Origin of the sequence: Ovoidimarina sediminis, from assembly GCF_032586175.1 — a bacterium.
Taxonomy (GTDB): domain Bacteria; phylum Pseudomonadota; class Alphaproteobacteria; order Rhodobacterales; family Rhodobacteraceae; genus Ovoidimarina; species Ovoidimarina sediminis.
The window spans coordinates 100845-119626 of the sequence record NZ_JAWHTE010000006.1 but is presented as its reverse complement, the minus strand read 5'-3'; the positions used below and the strand labels follow the sequence as shown (position 1 = coordinate 119626).

The following is an 18782-nucleotide window of genomic DNA, read 5'->3' as shown; positions in this document are numbered from 1 at the left end:
CCCCGGGGCGCATATCGAATGGCTCGCCTTTGTCGAGCGCAACCGGTCCCACAGGGAATGAGGGGCCAACCAATGAGGAGGAAAGTTTGATGAAATCCGCGATCAAGACGATGCTGGCGGCGACTGCCCTGACGGCAGTGGCAGCCTCGGCATCCGCCGAGAGCCATGTGGGCGTGGGGATCGAGAAGATCGGCCTCGCCGTGCCGAACCTGCAGGCCGACTTCTTCAACCAGATCAAGCTGGGCGTCGAGAACTATGCCGCGTCGCTGGGGATCGAGGTGATCACCGTGGACGCCAAGGGCGACACCGCCACCCAGGTGAGCCAGGTGCAGGACCTGATCACCCAGGGTATCGACGCCTTCATCTATATCCCTGCCGGGGCTGCCGCCGCCGCCGTTCCGACCCGCCTTGCGCGCCAGGAAGGCATTCCGGTGATCAACGTCGACCGCGAGCCCGAGGGCGAGCCCGGCGATACCGTGATCTACGGCGAGAACGTGATGTCGTCCTACGAAGTGTGCTCGTCGATCATCGAGCGCGCGGGCGGCGAAGGCAAAATGGTGATCATCCACGGCCAGAAGGGCACGACGCCCGAGGTGCAGCGCTTCGAAGGCTGCAAGATGGCGATCGACGAGAACCCCGGGGTTGAGCTTGTCGCCCAGCAGTGGACGCAGATGTGGTCGCCCGACGAAGGCTTTTCGATCGGTCAGAACATGCTGCAGGCCCATCCCGACCTGAAGATGATCTTCGGCCAGGCCGATGGCATCGCCATGGGTGCCGCGAAGGCCGTGCAGGCCGCGGGCCTTGACGATCAGATCGTCGTCGGCGGGTATGACGGCGACGTGGCCGCGCTGGAATCGCTCGCCCGCTGCGACACGCCCTTCGTCGTGACCGCAACGCAGAGCACGCAGGCGATGGGTGTGCTGGCCGTGAATTCGGCGATTGCCGTGTCGAAGGGTGCTTCCGTGCCCGCGCGGCAGATCCCGAACGCGGTCTTGACCGATTGCGACAACGCGCAGCAGTTCGTCGAGAAGCACCCCTGATCCGAACCCCGGACGTCGCGCCATGACCGATACCGCGCCGATCCTGACCTTGCGGAACATCTGCAAGTCGTTCGGGCCCATCGAGGTTCTGCACAATGTGGACCTCGATGTGCATGCGGGGGAAGTCGTGGCGCTTCTGGGCGAGAACGGTGCCGGGAAGTCGACGCTGTCGAACATCATTTCCGGCGCGGTTCTTCCCAGTTCCGGCGAGATGACGTGGCTGGGCGCGCCCTATGCGCCCGCCACCCCCAAGGAGGCGATCGATGCCGGGGTGGGGATGATCCAGCAGGAGCTTCTTCTGCTGCCGCACCTGTCGATCGCGGAGAACATGTTCGTCGGACGCTATCCGACGCGGGCGGGCGGGGTGGACCGCCGCGAGATGCAGCGCCGCGCGCTTCAGGGGATGGAGCGGCTGGGGCTGAAGCTGCCGCCCGGGCGGCTGGTGGGCGGGCTGTCCACCGCGAGCCAGCAGCTGATCGAGATCGCCAAGGCGCTGACCCATGACGCGAAGCTTCTGATCCTCGACGAGCCGACCGCGGCGCTGGGCGGCGAGGAAACCCAGCTTCTGTTCCGCCAGATCGAGCGGCTGAAATCGGAAGGGGTGGGGATCATCTACATTTCCCACCGGCTGGAAGAGATCAAGCAGATCGCCGACCGGATCATCGTGCTGCGGGACGGGGCACGGGTGCAGGAATTCGACACCGCCGACCTGCCGGTGCGCACCATCGTGGAGGCGATGGTGGGGCGCAGCATGGACCAGCTTTTCCCGCCCTTGCCGGTGCCATCGGAGGAGATCGTGCTGGAGGTGAAGGGCCTCGGCGCGCGCCTGGGCGCGTTTTCGGATGTGAGTTTCAGCGTGCGGAAGGGCGAGATCTTCGGGATCTCGGGCCTTGTGGGCGCGGGGCGGACGGAGCTTGTGCGCGCGATCGCCGGGGCCGATCCGATCGCCGCGGGGACGGTGCATCTGAACGGCCGGGACGTGACGCCGCGGTCGCCGGGCGATGCGATCCGGAACGGGATCATCCTGGTGCCGGAGGACCGGAAGCTGCAGGGCGTGATCCTGCCGCACAGCATCCAGGAGAATATCGGCTATTCGAATTTCGAATCCGTCGGGCGCGCGGGCTGGGTGTCGAAGCGGAAGATGCGGAGTTTCGCGGACGAGAACATCCGGCGCTTCGGCGTGAAGGGCCGCGGCCATCAGAACGCCAACGAGATGTCGGGCGGCAACCAGCAGAAGGTGGTGATCGCCAAATGGCTGGCGCGGAACCCGAGCGTTGTTCTTCTGGACGAGCCGACGCGGGGGATCGACGTGGGCGCGCGATCGTCGATCTACGAGATCATTCATGGGCTTGCCGAGGCCGGGGTGCCGGTGATCGTCGTGAGTTCCGACCTCGAGGAGGTTCTGGGCGTGTCGAACCGCATCCTCGTGATGGCGGCGGGGCGGCAGGCCGGTATTCTCGACCATAGCGAGGCCAACGACGTTTCGGTGATGGAACTGGCGACGGCCTGAGGCGCAAGACAAAGAAGGACGATCAGATGACCGAGATCACGCTTAACGCCCCCGCCCTGTTCGACCTGTCGGGCCGTGTCGCCCTCGTGACGGGGGCGGGGAGCGGCATCGGGCAGCGCATCGCGCTTGGGCTGGCGCAATGCGGGGCGGATGTTGCCTGCCTCGACCGGCGCACCGATGGCGGGCTGGCCGACACGAAGGCGATGATCGAGGGCGCGGGGCGGAAGGTTCTGACGATTTCCGCCGATGTGACCGACCGCGCCGCGCTGGACGCAGCGGTGGCGGAGGCGGAAGGGGTGCTTGGCCCCCTCGGGATCGCGGTGAACGCCGCCGGGATCGCCAATGCGAACCCCGCCGAGGAGATGGAGGAAGAGCAGTACCAGACGATGATGGACATCAACATGAAGGGTGTCTTCTTTTCCTGCCAGGCCGAGGCGAACGCGATGCTGAAGCACGGCAAGGGATCGATCATCAACATCGCGTCGATGTCGGGGGTGATCGTGAACCGGGGGCTGAGCCAGGTGCATTACAACGCCTCGAAGGCCGGTGTGATCCACATGTCGAAATCGATGGCGATGGAATGGGTGGGTCGCGGCGTGCGCGTGAACTCGATCTCGCCCGGCTATACCGCGACGCCGATGAACACGCGGCCCGAGATGGTGCACCAGACCAAGGAATTCGAAAGCCAGACGCCGATGCAGCGGATGGCGAGCGTGGACGAGATGGTGGGGCCGGCGGTGTTCCTGGCCTCGGACGCCTCGTCGTTCTGCACCGGGGTGGATTTGCTGGTGGACGGCGGCTTCTGCTGCTGGTGAGCGGCCGGCGCGTCAGGCGCCGGCCGGTTCGGGCGCGCGGCTGTCGCGTTCGCCCTTCCGATCCTCGCGCGGCGGGCGGCCGAACTTGCGGGCGTAGTCGCGGCTGAACTGGGCGGGGCTTTCATAGCCCACGTCGAAGGCCACGGCGGACATCGGCGCCTCGGTTTCGAGGATCAGGCGGCGCGCTTCCAGGAGGCGGATATCCTTCTGGTACCGGCCCGGGGAGAGGCCCGTCACCGCCTTGAAATGGGCGTGGAAGGACGACTTGCTCATGCCCGCCTGCGCGGCCAGCGCGCCGACCGAGAGCGGCCGGTCGATGGCGCCGCGGATCGAGCGGATCGCCCGGGTGAGGTGGTTCGAGGGATCGTCGCGTTTCAGGAAGCGGCGCAGGATCGCGCCCTGCGGCGAGACGAGGAGACGGGCGTGCACCTCTTCCAGCAGGATCGGGCCGAGGAGCGGGAGCGCGGCGCCGTCGCGGACCATCGCGAGAAGGCGGTGGAGGGCGCCCCGCAGATCGGGGTCGGCGGGGTGGCCCATCAGCGCGCCCGGGGGCGCGGGGCCGTCGTCGAAATCCGGCATCCTGTCATAGAAGCCCCGGAGGAGGGCGAGGTCGATGGGGAGGACGAGGGCGAGATAGGGGATGTCGGGGGACGCCTCGGTGATGCGCGAGAGGACGGGGAGGTCATGGCTGACCAGAACCGCGTGGCCCGCCGGGCAGTGGACGCAGAGGGCGCCCGCCCCGACCGATTTCGCGCCCTGGAGGATCAGGCAGAGGAGCGGGCGGTAGAGCGTGCCCTCGATCGCCGAGGGATGGCTGCGGCGAAGGAGCACGGCGTCGCCCAGCCCCAGAGGCGTGCTGCCATCGGCGGGGGCGAGATCGGTGGCCAGTTCGATGAGCGGGTCTGGCATGGGCCGGTTTCCTTCGGGGTGATACGGGCATAGCAGGGTATTTCGCGAGTTTTGCCAATTTTCTTGTCTGTTGGAGGATTTGGCAAGGATTGGGGAGGATTGAACAAGATAGGTGGCCTGTCGGCCGCTAGGGTTCGGAGGATCGGGATATACAGGCCCCCTGGGCCGTTCGGAACAAGCGAAAGGGCGTATCATGACCAATCCGACCGCAGCCGGGACAACCGATGCGAAGGGCCTGCCGATGGTGGGCTTCAGCACCTACCTGATCGACGATGCCGACGCCGCCGGCGCGGTGGCCGCCGCGATCGAGGCGGGGTATCGCCATATCGATACCGCCGCGGGGTATTTCAACGAGGCGGGCGTGGGCGAGGGGATCCGGGCCGGGATGGCCGCGCAGGGGCTGGGCCGGGGCGACATCTTTGTGACCACGAAGCTCTGGCCCGGGAACCCCGCCTGGGGGGATGCGCCGAAGGGCTATGACGAAACCCTCGCGGCCTTCGAGGCGTCGCGGACGGCGCTGGGGCTCGATCATGTGGATCTGTACCTGATCCACGCGCCGTCGGGCGGCGCGGAGCGGGTGAACGAGTGGCGCGCGCTTCTTGACCTGAAGGCCGAAGGCAAGGCGCGGGCGATCGGGGTGAGCAACTACACCGAGGCCCATATCGAAGAGATCCGGGCCGCGGGGCTGCCCCTGCCCGAATACAACCAGATCGAACTGCACCCCTGGACGCAGAAGCCCGCGCTTCTGGGGTATATGGCCGGGAACGGCATTCTGCCCATTGCCTACAGTTCGCTTGTGCCCCTGTCGGACTGGCGGGCCGCGCCGGGGCAGGCCAGCGCGAAGACCGACGAGATGCGGGCGGCGGGGGCGGACGAGGCCTCTCCCTTCAAGGCGATGGCGGGGAAATACGGGGTGAGCGAGGCGCAGGTTCTGTTGCGCTGGGCCGTGCAGCGGGGTTTTCCGGTGCTGCCGAAGAGCCTGAACCCCGAACGGATGCGGCAGAACATCGACCTGTTCGGGTTCGAGATCGACGCGGGCGACATGGCGCTGATCGCGACGATGGACCGGGGCGACGGGGTGGCCTGGGCGACGCGCGTTTCATGGGGTAAGGCGCGGGATTGATCGCGATCAAGGCGCCGCTGTCCCCGCGGGCGCAGGATCGGCTGGTGGGCCCGGCAGGGGTTCGACGCGCCGCGAAGGGAACAGCGATATGGCAGAGGCCGGGGACGCCGACTGGGATGTGATCGTCATCGGATCGGGCATCGGTGGGATGGCCGCGGCGGCCGCGCTGTCGAAGCTGGGGCATAGGGTGCTTCTTCTGGAGCAGTACCAGACGCTGGGCGGCCTGACGCACAGCTTTTCCATGGAGGGGTTTCAGTGGGACGCGGGCATTCATTACCTGAATTGCGTCGCGCCGGATGACCGCGAACGGGATATCCTGAACTGGCTGTCGGAGACGCCGATCGAATTCACGTCGGTGGGGGCGGTTTACGACATGCTGCATATCGGCGATGCGCCGCCCCTGGCGCTGTCGCGGCCCTACGAGGCGCAGGAGCGCGACCTGAAGGACCGGTTTCCCGATGAGGCCGAGGCGATCGAGGCCTGGATCGCTGCGCTGCGGGAGGGCCGGGAGGCGATGATGAAGATCACGCTGACCCGGGCGCTGCCCGATATCGTCGGCGCGGCGGTGAAGTGGTGGCACGGGCGCGCCATCGAGCGCTGGTGCGGGCGGACGACGCAGGAGGTGATCGACGAGATCACCGACAACCCCGCGCTGGCCGCGGCCTTCGCCGCGCAGTGGTTCGACCATGGCGGGCGGCCCAGCAAGGCGAGCTTCGCGATGCATGCGCTGATCTATGGATCCTACCTTGAAAGCGGGGCGTGGTATCCGGAGGGCGGCGGGGCGGCCTTTGCGGCGCATATCCTGCCGACGATCACCGGGGCCGGGGGCGCGGCGCGGGCCGGCACCCGGGTTGAGACGCTTCTGATCGAGGAGGGCCGGGCCGTGGGGGTGCGGACGGCGGAGGGCGCGGAGATCCGCGCCGGTGCCGTGATCTCGGATATCGGGGCGCGGGAGACGGTGAACCGGCTTCTGCCCGAAGGCAGCGGGTACGAGGACTGGGCCGCCGCGATCAACGCGCTGCCGCATTCGGTGGCGCATTTCAGCCTGTTCCTGGGGTTCGAGGGCGATATCGAGGCGGCGGGGGCGACGCGGGCGAACCACTGGATCTATCCCGGGGGCGCGGTCGATGTCGTCTGGACGGATGCGCCCGACAGCCCGCCGCCCGGGATGTTCGTGTCCTTCGCCTCGCTGAAGGATGCCGCGCACGATCCGGGGCCCGCGCGGAAATACGCGGGCGAGCTGGTGGCCTGGACCGACTGGTCGGCGGTTGAGCGCTGGGCGGATCTGGAGCCGGGGGCGCGGGGCGAGAGCTATGCGGCCTCCAAGGAGAAGGTGGAGGCGGTGCTCTTCGCCCAGTTCGAGGCGCAGTTTCCGGAGCTGGCGAAGCTGGTGGTGTTCCGCAACCTTTCGACACCGCTTTCCACGACCGCGATCACGGGGCATCACCATGGCGCGTTCTACGGGATCGATGTGACGCCCGAGCGGGTGTTCAGCACGGCCTTGCAGGCGAAGACGCCGGTGCCGGGGCTTTATCTCGGCGGGCAGGATGTGATGAGCCCGGGGATACCCGGGGCGCTTTGGGGCGGGATCTTTGCGGCGTCGGGTGTCGACCCGATGGTGTTTCGTGCGCTGCCCTGACGGGCGTTACTGGCCGAAGACGTGGCGCGCGGCCTCGGCGCGGTTCTTGACGCCGAGCTTGCGGTAGGCCGATTTCGAGTATTCGGCGACGGTATGGGGCGAGAGGTTCAGTTCCTTCGCGGTTTCCTTGCGCGAGGCGCCGTTGCAGATGAGCGTCAGGATTTCGCGTTCACGCGGGCTGAGCCCGCCCATGAGGTGGCCCGGATCCTTCGCAAGTTCGCCGAGCCGCCGGTGGACGAGGAAGCAGAAGGCCTGAACGTCGGACATCAGCGGGGCGAACCTGTCTTCGAAAGCGTCGCGGCTGAGCCCGCAGCCGATGTTGAAGCCGCCGAAGCGGGGGGATCCTTCGAGGTGCATCGGGAGGCCGAAGCCGCTGCGGAACCCGACTTTTTCGGCCCCGCGGATGAAGCGCTGGGCGCTGTCGGGCAGGTAACCGTAATCGGGCAGGTAGGCGATCCCGGTGCGGGTGGGTTCGTAGCTGTGGCAGCAATAATCGAGAAACGGATCCTGCCCCGGATCGGTGGCGGTGTAGAGCTGGGGGATGTTGGTGCGAAGTTCGAGGTTCGTCCGTTCCGCATTGGTCATGATGTAGATGACGTGGGGCAGGCCGGCCGCGCGAAAGGCCCCCAACGCGAAGGCCCAGACTGCGTCGGCGCTGTTTTGGCTTTCCAGTGCCGCCGCCTTTTCGATCAGCATTCAGGATCCCCCCATTTGGAGGGATAGCGTTGGGGGTCTTTGAATGCAAGTCTCTGTAATTGCACACTTTTTAAGTAGATCAGGGAAATCCAATGGATGAGTTTCAGTTCAAGTCACCAGCGGCTGCGACGGTTTCGACCGAGGTGGGGAGCGGTCAGCCGGATGCGGGGGACATTCAGATCATGGTTCTGATGATCGAGGGCGTCTGGGGAACGAATGGTGTGGCCTATGACGGCACCGGCATCGGCATCGAGCCGACTTTCGAGTTTGCCGATGACGTGGTGGAGTTTCCGAGTTTCTTCGAGGATCCGTCTTTCGGATAAAAGGATTTCAGCACGAAAGCCTTTGCGGCGCGGGCAAGACCCGCGCCGTTTCCGTTGCGGGGCAGGGGGCGTTTCACAGAGCCTGTTCGCATCGCGTGCCTTGCCAATCCGGCAGGCGGATCATGGGCTTAGGCGGTCATACCCCCCCAAATGGGGGGATTTTCGTTGCAGGCGGTATCGGGTGCACTGAGGTCTGTAAAAGTTGTGGGGGAATCTATGTTTCGACTTTTATCGATTGCGCTGGCGGCGCTTTTGCCAGTCACATCGGCGTTCGGTGCGACCCTGAGTTCCTCAGGGATTGCCGAGTTGGATGTCAATGGCACGCTCTATGATGTCACCTTCGTCGATGGGTCTTGCAACACGGTCTATGACTGTGCGAGCGGCACCGATTTCGATCTGAACGAGGCGGATGCCGAAGCCGCTATTCAGGCGATCGCCACGTTGTTCCTGTTGCCGGAGAATGAAGCCTTCAACATGGATCCGTCGCTGACCGACGGGTGCCTGACGGCAGAGTACTGCGTGATTTTCGTGCCCTATGGGTACAATCCGGCAAACAACAGTTTCCTAACCTGGAACTTCGGGAACTTCTACCCGGCATCAAACGCCATTTTCTCGTCGCCCTACAGTGCGAGTTTCGATGGGGAACAGGAAGTCTTTGCGCGGTTCACACCGAGCGATGTGTCGCCTCCCGAGGTCCCTCTGCCCGCGCCCGCACTTCTGCTTCTGAGCGGTTTTTGCGTTCTGGCTGCGGCCAGACGCCGGAAGACAGCCGAAGCGTGATGTGACAGCGCGCCTGTCCCCGGACGGTTCGTGGGAAAGCCGTCCGGGGACAGGGGCAGTTGATTTGGCTGGTGAGCGCGAGGCCCCGGCCCCGGCGGATTTCAGGGGGCCTCGCTTTCCATGGTCAGCGTCACGCGGTCGCCCGCGAACCAGGTGCGGCCGTATTCCACCGGCACACCATCTGCATCGACGTTGAGCCCGGTCGTGCGCAGGAGCGGGTCGCCTTCGGCGATCCGGAGATGCAGGGCCTGCGCGGCATCGGCCCGGACTGCCGTCAGCCGGGTGGAGACGCGGGTGAAATCGGCGACGCCAATGCGGGCCAGCGCCTCTGTCACGCTGGAGGTTTCGTTCAGGCGCGCGTCGATGCCGGGCAGGCGATCCAGCGGAAAGACGCTTTCGAAGACCGCGATGGGCACGCCATCGGCCAGCGACAGCCCGTGATAGGCGCAGACCGGATCGCCGGGGGCAGAGTGGAGCGCGCGGGCCTCGCCCCTCGTCGCCCCGCGGCGTTCGAGATCGAGCAGGCGCTTTTCGGGCCTGCGGCCCGCCGCGATCACGTTTTCATGGAACCGGACGCGCGCCCCGATCGGGTAGTCGGTGGGCGTGTCGATGACGAAGGCGCCTGATCCGCGCCGGGTGCGGACGAGCCCCTTTTCGACGAGGCCCGACAGCGCGTGGCGGACGGTGTGGCGGTTGACCCCGAAGCGCGCGGCCAATGCGGCCTCGGTCGGAAGCTTGTCGCCGGGGCCGTAGCGGCCTTCGGCGATGTCGCTGGTCAGGGCCTGGGCGATGGCCTGCCAGATCGGGGTGCGGGGGGCGGCGGATCGTCGTGCGTCATTCACTTTTCACAAAACTCCGCTGTCCCGTCCTGGGGGATTCCGGTATGATGTGTCTAGTTGTATAGTAATCCGGAAAGTTGTCGAGATGGAAGAGGGCGCAGAGGCCGGGGGCGTGCGGAAAGCCTGGATGGGGGTGATGGCGCAAGCGGCGGGGGGCCGGGTGGCCGCGCTGCTGGACGCCGCGATGGCGCGGCCTGCCTTCGAGTGGCTCAGGGCGCCCGAGGTGGGCAGCGTGATGGTGCGCGGCCGGGCCGGGGGCACCGGCGCGCCGTTCAACCTGGGCGAGGTGACGGTGACGCGCTGTGCCCTGCGGCTGGCATCGGGCGCGGTGGGCCATGCCTATGTTCAGGGCCGCCGGAAGGCCGATGCGGAGGCCGCGGCACTTGTCGATGCGCTGATGCAGACGGAGGCGGCGGAGGATTTGCGCCGCGCCGTGATTGAGCCGCTGGTCGCCGAGGCGGCGGCGCGGCGCAGGGCGCGTGCCGGGAAGGCGGCGGCCACGAAGGTGGAGTTCTTCACGATGGTGCGGGGCGAGGACGCATGAGGGAGGCCGCGATGCTTGAGGGCGGGTTCGCCGCACCGGCGACGGATGCCGCCCGCGCGTTTCGGGCGGTGATGGAGGCGATGGCGCGCCCCGGGACGATCCACGAGGTGACGGGGGCTGCCCCGCCCGCGCCCCTTTCGGTGGCTGCCGGTGTTGCGTTGCTGACGCTTTGCGATAGCGACACGCCGCTTCATCTTGCCGGGCCCGCCGATACCGACGCGGTGCGGGCCTGGATCGCGTTTCACACAGGCGCGCCGCTGACCGGCCCGGGCGATGCGATGTTCGCGCTGGGGCGCTGGGCGGATCTGGGACCGCTGTCGGCCTATCCGGCCGGGACGCCAGATTATCCCGACCGGTCTGCGACGCTGATCGTCGAGAGCGATCGGCTCGAGGCGCGGGGCGCGCGGCTGAGCGGCCCCGGCATTCGCGAAAGCGCGGTGCTGTCCTTGCCCGAGACCGGGGCGTTCCGGGCGAATGCGGCGCTTTATCCGATGGGCCTTGATTTCCTGTTTACCTGTGGCGGGCGCATTGCGGCGCTGCCCAGATCGACGCGGGTGGATTAGCATGTATGTGGCGGTGAAGGGCGGCGAACGCGCCATCGAGAACGCCCATGCCTGGCTGGCCGAGGAGCGGCGGGGCGATCGGGCCGTGGCCGAGCTTTCGATCGCGCAGATCCGCGAGCAGCTGAGCCTTGCCGTGAACCGGGTGATGGCGGAGGGATCGCTGTATGACGCCGATCTGGCCGCGCTGGCGATCAAGCAGGCGCGGGGCGACCTGATCGAGGCGATCTTTCTGATCCGCGCCTATCGGACGACGCTGCCGCGTTTCGGGGCGTCGGTGCCTGTCGAGACCGGGCGGATGGCCTGCGACCGGCGCATTTCGGCGACCTTCAAGGACCTGCCGGGCGGGCAGATCCTGGGGCCGACCTTCGATTACACCCACCGGCTTCTGGATTTCAAACTGGCCGCGGAGGGGGAGGTGCCCGACGCGCCGGTGCGCGACGCGCCCGGGGGCGACGTGCCCCACGTGACAGGTTTCCTGAACCGCGAGGGCCTGATCGAGGAGGCGCCGCGCGAGGATGGCGCGCCGCCGGACCTGACGCGCGAGCCCCTTGCGATGCCCGCCGATCGGGCGCTGCGGCTTCAGGCGCTGGCGCGGGCGGACGAGGGGTTTGCCCTGTCGCTCGCCTATTCGACGCAGCGCGGCTACGGGCGGACCCACGCTTTCGTGGGCGAGCTTCGGATCGGGGCCGTCAGCGTCGAGGTGGAGATTCCAGAACTCGGGTTTGCCGTCGAGATCGGCGAGATCACCCTGACGGAATGCGAGACGGTGAACCAGTTCAGGGGGTCGAAGACGGAGCCGCCGCAGTTCACGCGCGGTTATGGGCTTGTCTTCGGCCAGTCGGAGCGCAAGGCGATTTCGATGGCGCTTGTCGACCGGGCGCTGCGCTGGGAGGAGCTGGGCGAGGATTTCGTGGGGGCGCCGGCGCAGGATGCCGAATTCGTCCTCTACCATGCCGACACCATCCAGGCGACGGGGTTTCTCGAACATATCAAGCTGCCGCATTACGTGGATTTCCAGTCGGAGCTTGAGCTTGTGCGCAAGCTCAGGCGCGAGGCCGGGGAAGAGCCGGGGGCGGATCCGGGCACGGGCCCCGGGACGGAGGCGGTGGAATGAGATCAGTGGCCGCTGAAATTCCGGTCGTCCGCGTCCCAGGCGATGCGGGGATCCGTCGGCGCGCTGTGGTCGGCGCCGTCGAGTTCCGCCCAGCGGTAGGTGTCGCCGTCGACCCGCACGCTTCGATAGCGGCGGAGCTTGCGGAGGCATCGGTGCGTGAACCAGAGGCCCGCCGCCGGCAGAAGCAGGAACACCGCCTGGAAGAGCAGGGCGCGGCCGTCCAGGAGGCCGAACGCGAAGAGTGCCGCGACGAGGGCCGCGGCAAGCCCTGTCCAGACCACGCCGAAGATGAGGTGACGCATCGCCTATTTGCGCCCCTTGCGGCGGCCGACCCGGCGAAGATCCCACCACTTCCGGGGCGTGTCGGGATCGTATCTGCCAAGGATCATCGGGCCCAGAACGTAGGCCGCGCACCCCGCGATGAGAAGGGCGAGGCCGGGATTGTCGCCTGCCCAGTCAAACATGCGGCCGCCCCGTCACTCGTCCTGCCCGTCGCGGCGGTGCCAGGGCGCGCCGCCGTCGTGATCGCGCCAGTTGGTGCGGAAGGTCGCCCAGATGCCGTAGGCGAGGATGCCCCAGAGCACGAAGGAGCCCGGCGCGCCGGAAACCATGTAGTCCAAGAGTTTGCCCCAGCCGCGATCGTCTTCGGTCATCCCGGTTCTCCTTCCCGGGCAATCTGCGAGGTGAAAGTGTCGATACCGTGACGGATGAAGCCTATAATTTCGCCTATCTCGACGAACAGACCAAGCGGATGATCCGGCGGGCGATCCTGAAAGGGCTGGCGATCCCCGGATACCAGGTGCCGTTCGCGAGCCGCGAGATGCCGATGCCCTATGGCTGGGGCACCGGGGGGGTGCAGGTTTCGGCCGCCGTGCTGACGCCCGAGGACCGGCTGAAGGTGATCGACCAGGGGGCCGACGACACGACGAATGCCGTGTCGATCCGCAGTTTCTTTCAGCGCACCGCAGGGATCGAAACGACGACGCGCACCGAGGAGGCCACGGTCATCCAGACCCGCCACCGCATCCCGGAGGCGGATCTGGCCGAGGGGCAGATCCTGGTCTACCAGGTGCCGATCCCCGAGCCGCTGCGCTTTCTGGAACCGCGCGAGAGCGAGACACGGAAGATGCATGCCCTGTCGGATTACGGGCTGATGCATGTGAAGCTTTACGAGGATATTTCGCGGCACGGCCATATCGCGACCTCCTATGCCTATCCGGTGATGGTGGAGGACCGCTATGTGATGGATCCCTCGCCGATTCCGAAATTCGACAATCCGAAGCTGCGGGATTGCCCGGCGATCCAGCTTTTCGGGGCGGGGCGGGAGCAGCGGATCTACGCCCTGCCGCCCTATACGGTTTCGGTCAGCCTTGATTTCGAGGATCACCCGTTCGCGCCATCGAAGGCGGATCATCCCTGCGGGTTGTGCGGGGCGGAGGAGAGCTATCTCGACGAGGTGATCGTCGATGACGCGGGCGGGCGGATGTTTGTCTGTTCGGACACCGATTACTGCGAGACGCGCCGGGCGGCGGGCCACAAAGGGAGGAACGCGGTATGAGCGGCCGGGTATGAGCGACGGGGCGCTTCTTTCGGTGCGGGGGCTTTCGAAGCGCTATGGCGCGCAGATCGGCTGTGCCGGCGTGTCGTTCGATCTTTACCCCGGCGAGGTTATGGGGATCGTGGGGGAAAGCGGATCGGGGAAATCGACGCTTCTCAACTGTATGGCGGGGCTGGTGCCGCCCGATGCGGGAGAGGTGATCTTCGACACCCGCAACGATGGACCCCGCGACACCCTGACGATGAGCGAGCCGGAGCGGCGGATGCTGTCGCGCACCGACTGGGCCTTCGTGCACCAGCATGCGCGCGACGGTTTGCGGATGGGCGTGTCGGCGGGCGGGAACGTGGGCGAGCGGCTGATGGCCGTGGGCGCGCGGCATTACGGCGACATCCGCGCGCGCGCCGTCGACTGGCTTGACCGGGTGGAGATCGATGCAGGCCGCATCGACGACCGGCCCACGACGTTTTCGGGCGGCATGCAGCAGCGGCTTCAGATCGCGCGGAACCTGGTGACGGGGCCGAGGCTTGTGTTCATGGACGAGCCCACCGGCGGTCTGGACGTGAGCGTTCAGGCGCGGCTTCTCGACCTTCTGCGCGGGCTTGTGCGGGATATGGGGCTTGCGGCGGTGATCGTGACCCATGACCTTGCGGTGGTGCGGCTTCTGGCGGACCGGCTGATGGTGATGAAATCGGGGCATGTGGTGGAGGCGGGGCTGACCGACCAGGTGCTGGACGATCCGCAGCATGCCTATACGCAACTTCTGGTCAGCTCCGTGCTGCAGGTCTGAGGCGGAATTTCCATGATCGAACTCAGAGATGTCGGGAAATCCTTTACCCTTCACACCCAGGGCGGCGCGGTGATCGACGTGCTTGAGGGGGTGGATCTGACGGTTGGCCCGGGCGAGTGCGTGGCGCTGACGGGTGCGTCGGGGGCGGGGAAATCGACGCTGATGCGCATGATCTATGGCAATTATCGCGCGCAGGGCGGGCATATCCGGGTGGCGGGGACCGATATTGTGGGCGCGGAGGCGCGCGAGGTGATCCGGATCCGGCGCGAGGTTCTGGGCTATGTGAGCCAGTTTCTGCGGGTCGTGCCGCGGGTGCCGACGCTTCAGGTGGTGGCCGAGCCGTTGCGCTCGTTGGGGGTGACGGCGGAAGAGGCGGAGGCGCGGGCGCGGGATCTGCTCATGCGGCTCAATATCCCGGAAGCGCTGTGGCCGCTGTCGCCCACCACGTTTTCGGGGGGCGAACAGCAGCGGGTGAACATCGCGCGGGGGTTTGCGCATGGCTATCCCGCGATGCTTCTGGACGAGCCGACGGCGAGCCTCGATGCGGCGAACCGCGAGGTGGTTCTGGGCCTGATCGAGGAGGCGAAGGCGCGGGGGGCGGCGATCGTGGGGATCTTTCACGACGAGGCGGTGCGGGCGCGGGTGTGCGACCGGGTGCTTGACGTGACGGTGTTTGCGCCCCGGAGCGCGGCATGACGGCGGGCCGGCTGATCGCCGTGGTCGGGCCGTCCGGGACTGGCAAGGACAGCATCCTGCAGGGGCTTGCCGCCGCCGCGCCGCAAATGCGGCTGGTGCGGCGCGTCATCACGCGTGCGCCCGGCCTTGGCGGCGAGGCCTATGAGGCGGTGACGCCCGAGGCGTTCCGGGCGGCGGAGGCGCGGGGGGCGTTCTGCGTGAGCTGGGCGGCGCATGGCCTGCAGTACGGGATACCGGCCGCCGTGCTGGAGGAGGTTCTGGCGGGGGCCGACTGTATCGCGAATGTCTCGCGCGGGGCGCTGGCGGAGGCGGCGGCGCTGCTTCCGCGGCTGACGGTTCTGAACGTGACCGCGGATGCGGCGGTGCTGGCGGAGCGGCTGGCGGGGCGGGGGCGGGAAACGCCCGGGGAGATCGCGGACCGGCTGAGCCGTGACGCCAGCCCCCTGCCCGAAGGGATCGAGGCGATCACGATCCGGAACGATGGCACGCTGGACGAGGCCGTGACCGCCGCCCTGGCCGCCCTTCAACCGGTGAGGGCGTAGCGTTGGATCAGTTCGAAGCACCCGTCCCGGCGTTCGCCGACCAGCGCGATCGTGTCGAGATCGAAGGGGGCGGGGAGGGGCGGAAGCGCGTCGCGAAGCGTGGCGTTCCAGAGATCGAGGGCCTCGGGGGCGAGGCGGCCCGTCAGGGTGATGTGGAAGCGGAACTCCTCCATCACGTAAGGGTAGCCCCAGGTGGCGAGCATCCTTTCCTGCCGTGCGCTGAGACCGGCGGCGCGGCGGTGCGCCAGTTCGGCCTCGTCCGGGGGCGCGCGGAACGCATCGACGCCGCGGACGCAGGCCGCCGCGACACGGGCGATGCCGCCGCCGTCGCCGTTGGGCACGAGGGCGAGGAAATGACCGAGGCGGCCGAGGGCGAGGCCGTCGGCGCGCGCGGGCGCAAGGGATGCGGCGAGGTGCGCCACCGCCCGGGCGAGATCGTCGGGCGTATGGCCGTCAGCCAGCGCAAAGGGCGGCTTCAGCGTGCCGTGACAGCCGTATTTGCGGGGCGTCGCCGTGACGGCGTCTATCCCGTCGAGGGCAGGCTGCGGCACCGGCCGGCCCGCCGCCACATCCCATCCGAGCCAGGCCGCGCCGAAGGCGGCCAGCGCCTCGTCGGGCGGCAGGTAATAAAGCGCAAAGCGGGAATATGACATGAGACCTCCGACGTCTGACGGCGACATGGCAGACATGAGTGACACCAGCGAGTCAAATGCCCAGTGCCTGGCGAATGCGCGGCTTGTGCTGAAGGACCGGGTGGTGACCGGCCGGGTTACGTTCGAGGACGGGCTGATCACGGAGGTCGAAGAGGGCGATCACGTGCCGCCGGGCGCGCGGGATTGCCAGGGCGATTTCCTGATGCCGGGGCTCGTGGAGCTTCACACCGACAACCTGGAGCGGCATATCGAGCCCCGCCCGCGCGTGAACTGGCCGCATCTGCCCGCGATCCTGGCGCATGATGCGGAGCTGGCCTCGACCGGGATCACGACCGTTTTCGATGCGCTGCGCGTGGGATCGATCACCGGCGGCAAGACGCGCCTTGACGCCTATGCCCGGAAGCTTGCCGACGAGATCCTGCTTCTGCGCGCCGATGGCGATCTGAAGATCAGTCATTTCCTGCATCTGCGGGCCGAGATCTGTTCGGAGACCCTGCTGGAGGAGATGGCCGCGTTCGGCCCGGAGGACCGCGTGGGCATCGTCAGCCTGATGGATCACACCCCGGGGCAGCGCCAGTTCAGGGATCTGTCGGCGCTGAAGACCTATATCGGCAAGAAGCGGAACCTGCCGGATGCGGAATTCGCCGATCATGTGGCCCGCCTGAAATCGCTGCAGGCGCGGGTCGGCGCCAGGCACGAGGCCGGGGCCGTGGGGGAGGCCAGACGCCTTGGCGCGGTGCTGGCGAGCCACGACGACACGACCGCCGGACAGGTGCGGGTGTCGAAGGGCCACGGCGTGCGCTTTGCGGAGTTTCCCACCACGCTGGAGGCGGCGGAGGCCTGTCACGCGACCGGCATCGCGGTGATGATGGGGGCGCCGAACATCATTCGGGGCGGATCGCATTCGGGCAACGTTGCGGCGGCGGAGCTTGCGGAGGCCGGGCGGCTGGACATCATCTCTTCCGATTACGTGCCTGCCGCGCTTCTCTTGTCGGCGTTCCGGCTGGCGGAGATCTGGGGCGATCTGCCCCGCGCGGTGGCCTGCGTTTCGGAAAACCCGGCGGCGGCGGCGGGGCTGACCGATCGGGGGCGGATCGAGGCGGGATGGCGCGCCGATCTGGTACAGGCGCGGCAGATCGGCACGACGCCGGTGATCCGGCGCGTCTGGTCGCGGGGCCGGCGCGTCGCGTGAGCGGCGGCGGGGAGGGATTTCGTTCCGACGCTTCTGGCGCTGTTCACCGGTTTCGAGATACTCTGGCGTGAGGATCGCGAGCACGAGCGCCCAGGATCCCGGCACTGGCACATGATCGTGGACCGCGGCTGACCCATGTCACTGACGAGTTTCGAAGGCGCGACGGTATTTCTGCCCGGCGAGATCGCCGAGACGACCGTCTGCGTGGCCGATGGCCGGATCGCGGAGATCGGCGGCCCGCCGATGGGCGAGGTGGTGGATGCGCGGGGGCTGATCCTGGCGCCCGCGATGATCGACCTGCACGGCGATGCCTTCGAACGCCAGCTGATGCCGCGGCCCGGCGTCTATTTCCCGCTGGAGACGGCGATCATCGACACCGACCGGCAGCTGGCCTCGAACGGGATCGCGACCGGCTATCACGCGATCACGCTGGGCTGGGAGCCGGGGTTGCGCGACGTGGCGCGTGGGCGGGCGCTGATGGAGGGCATTCTTGATCTCGCGCCGCGCCTGACGGTGGAGAACCGGGTGCAGCTTCGCTGGGAAACCTTCGCCTTCGAGGCGCTTGACGCGATCCGCTGGGCGCTGGGCACGGCGCTGTGCCCGTCGATTGCGTTCAACGATCACACCTCGATGACGATGCGCGACTATGACGTGCCGGTCCAGGAGCGGGCCTTCGAGTTTTCGCCCGATTTCTCGATCGCCGCGCTGGACGATGCGCGGATGAAGACGCGGACGGCATCGATGGCGCATCGCGCCGGGATGGACGAGGATGCCTATATCGCGCTTCTGGGCGAGATCTGTGGCCGGCGCGATGCGGTGCCCGATGTCATCGCGGAGGTTGCGGAGATGGGGCGGGCCGCCGGGGCGCCGATGCTGAGCCACGACGACACCCGCGCCGAAACGCGCGGCTTCTTCCGGGGCCTCGGGGCGCGGGTATCGGAGTTTCCGATGGTTCTGGAGGCGGTGGAGGCCGCGCGGGCCCATGGCGATCCGATCGTGTTCGGTGCGCCGAATGCCGCGCGGGGCGGCAGCCATATCGGATCGCTGGGGGCCGCGGACATGATCGAGGCGGGGCTGTGCGATGCGCTGGCCTCGGATTATTTCTATCCGGCGATGCTGGCCGCGATCACCCGGCTGGATGCAGAGCGCCGCGCCGGCAGGCTGGCGCTGTGGTCGGTCGTGTCGGACGGGCCGGCGCGGGGGATGGGGCTGGAGGACCGCGGGCGGATCGCGCCGGGGCTGAGCGCCGATCTGGTTCTGCTCGACTGGCCCGACGGCCATGCCCCCGCGATCCTGGGCACCTGGGTTGCCGGCCGCCCGGCCTATCGCGGCGCGCCGAGGCGATAGGTGACCGGCGCGCGGATCGGGGCAAGCCGCCGGGTCGATTTCAATCCATCCCCTGTGAGGTGGTGCGGGACGAGCCCTTTTTGCAGGCCCGGGGGCGGTTCAGGCAGGAGCG

At 67.7% G+C, this 18782-nt stretch carries 23 protein-coding genes; 16 read left to right on the top strand and 7 right to left on the bottom strand.

What is annotated here, in order from left to right:
- Positions 1-89: 89 nt before the first annotated feature.
- From RXV90_RS09485 to RXV90_RS09475, 3 genes are read left to right on the top strand one after another with little or no spacing between them, the layout of a single operon-like run.
- The gene (locus tag RXV90_RS09485; protein ID WP_316648368.1) at positions 90-1040 is read left to right on the top strand and encodes a substrate-binding domain-containing protein; all 951 of its coding nucleotides are present in this window, start codon (positions 90-92) and stop codon (positions 1038-1040) included.
- Positions 1041-1062: 22 nt separating this feature from the next.
- The gene (locus RXV90_RS09480) at positions 1063-2550 is read left to right on the top strand and encodes a sugar ABC transporter ATP-binding protein (RefSeq protein WP_316648367.1); all 1488 of its coding nucleotides are present in this window, start codon (positions 1063-1065) and stop codon (positions 2548-2550) included.
- A 26-nt stretch (positions 2551-2576) separates the two neighbouring features.
- Positions 2577-3365, top strand: coding sequence for an SDR family oxidoreductase (locus RXV90_RS09475; protein WP_316648366.1), 789 nt, complete (start codon positions 2577-2579; stop codon positions 3363-3365).
- A gap of 12 nt (positions 3366-3377) precedes the next feature.
- Here the strand turns inward: RXV90_RS09475 and RXV90_RS09470 are convergent, their stop codons facing one another.
- Positions 3378-4274, bottom strand: a complete 897-nt coding sequence (locus RXV90_RS09470; RefSeq protein ID WP_316648365.1) for an AraC family transcriptional regulator — start codon at positions 4272-4274, stop codon at positions 3378-3380.
- A 193-nt stretch (positions 4275-4467) separates the two neighbouring features.
- Here RXV90_RS09470 and RXV90_RS09465 point away from each other — a divergent pair, with 193 nt between their 5' ends.
- Both RXV90_RS09465 and RXV90_RS09460 read left to right on the top strand, forming a co-directional pair.
- Entirely contained in the window at positions 4468-5397 is a 930-nt protein-coding gene (locus RXV90_RS09465; RefSeq protein WP_316648364.1) for an aldo/keto reductase, read from the top strand.
- A gap of 88 nt (positions 5398-5485) precedes the next feature.
- Positions 5486-7036, top strand: coding sequence for a phytoene desaturase family protein (locus RXV90_RS09460; RefSeq protein ID WP_316648363.1), 1551 nt, complete (start codon positions 5486-5488; stop codon positions 7034-7036).
- A gap of 6 nt (positions 7037-7042) precedes the next feature.
- On the opposite strand, the gene RXV90_RS09455 is transcribed toward RXV90_RS09460, so the two are convergent.
- A complete protein-coding gene (locus tag RXV90_RS09455) occupies positions 7043-7732 on the bottom strand; it encodes a helix-turn-helix transcriptional regulator (protein WP_316648362.1) in 690 nt (229 codons plus the stop codon).
- A gap of 92 nt (positions 7733-7824) precedes the next feature.
- On the opposite strand from RXV90_RS09455, the gene RXV90_RS09450 reads away from it, so the two are divergent.
- Complete coding sequence (locus tag RXV90_RS09450) at positions 7825-8055, top strand: hypothetical protein (protein ID WP_316648361.1); 231 nt, start codon at positions 7825-7827, stop codon at positions 8053-8055.
- A 216-nt stretch (positions 8056-8271) separates the two neighbouring features.
- On the top strand, positions 8272-8835 hold the full coding sequence (locus RXV90_RS09445) for a VPLPA-CTERM sorting domain-containing protein (protein WP_316648360.1): 564 nt from the start codon (positions 8272-8274) through the stop codon (positions 8833-8835).
- Positions 8836-8936: 101 nt separating this feature from the next.
- Here RXV90_RS09445 and phnF read toward each other — a convergent pair whose 3' ends face one another.
- Entirely contained in the window at positions 8937-9677 is a 741-nt protein-coding gene (gene phnF, locus RXV90_RS09440; RefSeq protein ID WP_316648359.1) for a phosphonate metabolism transcriptional regulator PhnF, read from the bottom strand.
- A gap of 82 nt (positions 9678-9759) precedes the next feature.
- On the opposite strand from phnF, the gene phnG reads away from it, so the two are divergent.
- Genes phnG through RXV90_RS09425 form a run of 3 tightly spaced genes read left to right on the top strand, consistent with a single transcriptional unit; the run spans position 9760 to position 11895 of the window.
- Complete coding sequence (gene phnG, locus RXV90_RS09435; RefSeq protein ID WP_316648358.1) at positions 9760-10218, top strand: phosphonate C-P lyase system protein PhnG; 459 nt, start codon at positions 9760-9762, stop codon at positions 10216-10218.
- The gene (gene phnH / locus RXV90_RS09430; protein ID WP_316648357.1) at positions 10215-10781 is read left to right on the top strand and encodes a phosphonate C-P lyase system protein PhnH; all 567 of its coding nucleotides are present in this window, start codon (positions 10215-10217) and stop codon (positions 10779-10781) included. The genes phnG and phnH overlap by 4 nt, the downstream gene beginning before the upstream one ends.
- 1 nt (position 10782) lies before the next feature.
- Entirely contained in the window at positions 10783-11895 is a 1113-nt protein-coding gene (locus tag RXV90_RS09425; protein ID WP_316648356.1) for a carbon-phosphorus lyase complex subunit PhnI, read from the top strand.
- 2 nt (positions 11896-11897) lie between these two features.
- On the opposite strand, the gene RXV90_RS09420 is transcribed toward RXV90_RS09425, so the two are convergent.
- Genes RXV90_RS09420 through RXV90_RS09410 form a run of 3 tightly spaced genes read right to left on the bottom strand, consistent with a single transcriptional unit; the run spans position 11898 to position 12548 of the window.
- Positions 11898-12197: a hypothetical protein gene (locus tag RXV90_RS09420; protein WP_316648355.1), complete on the bottom strand. Its 300-nt coding sequence runs from the start codon at positions 12195-12197 to the stop codon at positions 11898-11900.
- 3 nt (positions 12198-12200) lie between these two features.
- A complete protein-coding gene (locus RXV90_RS09415) occupies positions 12201-12359 on the bottom strand; it encodes a hypothetical protein (protein WP_316648354.1) in 159 nt (52 codons plus the stop codon).
- A 12-nt stretch (positions 12360-12371) separates the two neighbouring features.
- Entirely contained in the window at positions 12372-12548 is a 177-nt protein-coding gene (locus RXV90_RS09410; protein ID WP_316648353.1) for a hypothetical protein, read from the bottom strand.
- A 47-nt stretch (positions 12549-12595) separates the two neighbouring features.
- On the opposite strand from RXV90_RS09410, the gene RXV90_RS09405 reads away from it, so the two are divergent.
- Genes RXV90_RS09405 through phnN form a run of 4 tightly spaced genes read left to right on the top strand, consistent with a single transcriptional unit; the run spans position 12596 to position 15478 of the window.
- Positions 12596-13453 (top strand): alpha-D-ribose 1-methylphosphonate 5-phosphate C-P-lyase PhnJ, encoded by an 858-nt coding sequence (locus RXV90_RS09405; protein ID WP_316648352.1) that lies wholly within the window; start codon positions 12596-12598, stop codon positions 13451-13453.
- A 10-nt stretch (positions 13454-13463) separates the two neighbouring features.
- Positions 13464-14240, top strand: a complete 777-nt coding sequence (phnK, locus tag RXV90_RS09400) for a phosphonate C-P lyase system protein PhnK (protein ID WP_316648351.1) — start codon at positions 13464-13466, stop codon at positions 14238-14240.
- Positions 14241-14252: 12 nt separating this feature from the next.
- Complete coding sequence (phnL, locus tag RXV90_RS09395) at positions 14253-14936, top strand: phosphonate C-P lyase system protein PhnL (RefSeq protein ID WP_316648350.1); 684 nt, start codon at positions 14253-14255, stop codon at positions 14934-14936.
- On the top strand, positions 14933-15478 hold the full coding sequence (phnN, locus tag RXV90_RS09390; RefSeq protein ID WP_316648349.1) for a phosphonate metabolism protein/1,5-bisphosphokinase (PRPP-forming) PhnN: 546 nt from the start codon (positions 14933-14935) through the stop codon (positions 15476-15478). Before phnL ends, phnN begins: the two co-directional genes overlap by 4 nt.
- On the opposite strand, the gene RXV90_RS09385 is transcribed toward phnN, so the two are convergent.
- Positions 15460-16131 (bottom strand): DUF1045 domain-containing protein, encoded by a 672-nt coding sequence (locus tag RXV90_RS09385; protein WP_316648348.1) that lies wholly within the window; start codon positions 16129-16131, stop codon positions 15460-15462. The two genes, phnN and RXV90_RS09385, sit on opposite strands and share 19 nt — an antisense overlap.
- Before the next feature lie 34 nt (positions 16132-16165).
- Here RXV90_RS09385 and RXV90_RS09380 point away from each other — a divergent pair, with 34 nt between their 5' ends.
- Positions 16166-17323: an alpha-D-ribose 1-methylphosphonate 5-triphosphate diphosphatase gene (locus RXV90_RS09380; RefSeq protein ID WP_316648347.1), complete on the top strand. Its 1158-nt coding sequence runs from the start codon at positions 16166-16168 to the stop codon at positions 17321-17323.
- 135 nt (positions 17324-17458) lie between these two features.
- A complete protein-coding gene (locus RXV90_RS09375) occupies positions 17459-18670 on the top strand; it encodes an alpha-D-ribose 1-methylphosphonate 5-triphosphate diphosphatase (protein WP_316648346.1) in 1212 nt (403 codons plus the stop codon).
- Positions 18671-18782 lie beyond the last annotated feature (112 nt).

What these genes read in the sequence shown, in the direction of transcription:
- RXV90_RS09375 (WP_316648346.1), top strand. Translation starts at nt 17,459, where the DNA reads ATGTCACTGACGAGTTTCGAAGGCGCGACGGTATTTCTGCCCGGCGAG.
- RXV90_RS09425 (WP_316648356.1), top strand. Translation starts at nt 10,783, where the DNA reads ATGTATGTGGCGGTGAAGGGCGGCGAACGCGCCATCGAGAACGCCCAT.
- RXV90_RS09465 (WP_316648364.1), top strand. Translation starts at nt 4,468, where the DNA reads ATGACCAATCCGACCGCAGCCGGGACAACCGATGCGAAGGGCCTGCCG.
- RXV90_RS09420 (WP_316648355.1), bottom strand. Translation starts at nt 12,197, where the DNA reads ATGCGTCACCTCATCTTCGGCGTGGTCTGGACAGGGCTTGCCGCGGCC.
- RXV90_RS09415 (WP_316648354.1), bottom strand. Translation starts at nt 12,359, where the DNA reads ATGTTTGACTGGGCAGGCGACAATCCCGGCCTCGCCCTTCTCATCGCG.
- RXV90_RS09480 (WP_316648367.1), top strand. Translation starts at nt 1,063, where the DNA reads ATGACCGATACCGCGCCGATCCTGACCTTGCGGAACATCTGCAAGTCG.
- RXV90_RS09385 (WP_316648348.1), bottom strand. Translation starts at nt 16,131, where the DNA reads ATGTCATATTCCCGCTTTGCGCTTTATTACCTGCCGCCCGACGAGGCG.
- phnH (WP_316648357.1), top strand. Translation starts at nt 10,215, where the DNA reads ATGAGGGAGGCCGCGATGCTTGAGGGCGGGTTCGCCGCACCGGCGACG.
- phnN (WP_316648349.1), top strand. Translation starts at nt 14,933, where the DNA reads ATGACGGCGGGCCGGCTGATCGCCGTGGTCGGGCCGTCCGGGACTGGC.
- phnG (WP_316648358.1), top strand. Translation starts at nt 9,760, where the DNA reads ATGGAAGAGGGCGCAGAGGCCGGGGGCGTGCGGAAAGCCTGGATGGGG.
- RXV90_RS09470 (WP_316648365.1), bottom strand. Translation starts at nt 4,274, where the DNA reads ATGCCAGACCCGCTCATCGAACTGGCCACCGATCTCGCCCCCGCCGAT.
- RXV90_RS09450 (WP_316648361.1), top strand. Translation starts at nt 7,825, where the DNA reads ATGGATGAGTTTCAGTTCAAGTCACCAGCGGCTGCGACGGTTTCGACC.
- RXV90_RS09460 (WP_316648363.1), top strand. Translation starts at nt 5,486, where the DNA reads ATGGCAGAGGCCGGGGACGCCGACTGGGATGTGATCGTCATCGGATCG.
- RXV90_RS09455 (WP_316648362.1), bottom strand. Translation starts at nt 7,732, where the DNA reads ATGCTGATCGAAAAGGCGGCGGCACTGGAAAGCCAAAACAGCGCCGAC.
- RXV90_RS09485 (WP_316648368.1), top strand. Translation starts at nt 90, where the DNA reads ATGAAATCCGCGATCAAGACGATGCTGGCGGCGACTGCCCTGACGGCA.
- RXV90_RS09380 (WP_316648347.1), top strand. Translation starts at nt 16,166, where the DNA reads ATGAGTGACACCAGCGAGTCAAATGCCCAGTGCCTGGCGAATGCGCGG.
- RXV90_RS09410 (WP_316648353.1), bottom strand. Translation starts at nt 12,548, where the DNA reads ATGACCGAAGACGATCGCGGCTGGGGCAAACTCTTGGACTACATGGTT.
- RXV90_RS09445 (WP_316648360.1), top strand. Translation starts at nt 8,272, where the DNA reads ATGTTTCGACTTTTATCGATTGCGCTGGCGGCGCTTTTGCCAGTCACA.
- phnL (WP_316648350.1), top strand. Translation starts at nt 14,253, where the DNA reads ATGATCGAACTCAGAGATGTCGGGAAATCCTTTACCCTTCACACCCAG.
- RXV90_RS09475 (WP_316648366.1), top strand. Translation starts at nt 2,577, where the DNA reads ATGACCGAGATCACGCTTAACGCCCCCGCCCTGTTCGACCTGTCGGGC.
- phnK (WP_316648351.1), top strand. Translation starts at nt 13,464, where the DNA reads ATGAGCGACGGGGCGCTTCTTTCGGTGCGGGGGCTTTCGAAGCGCTAT.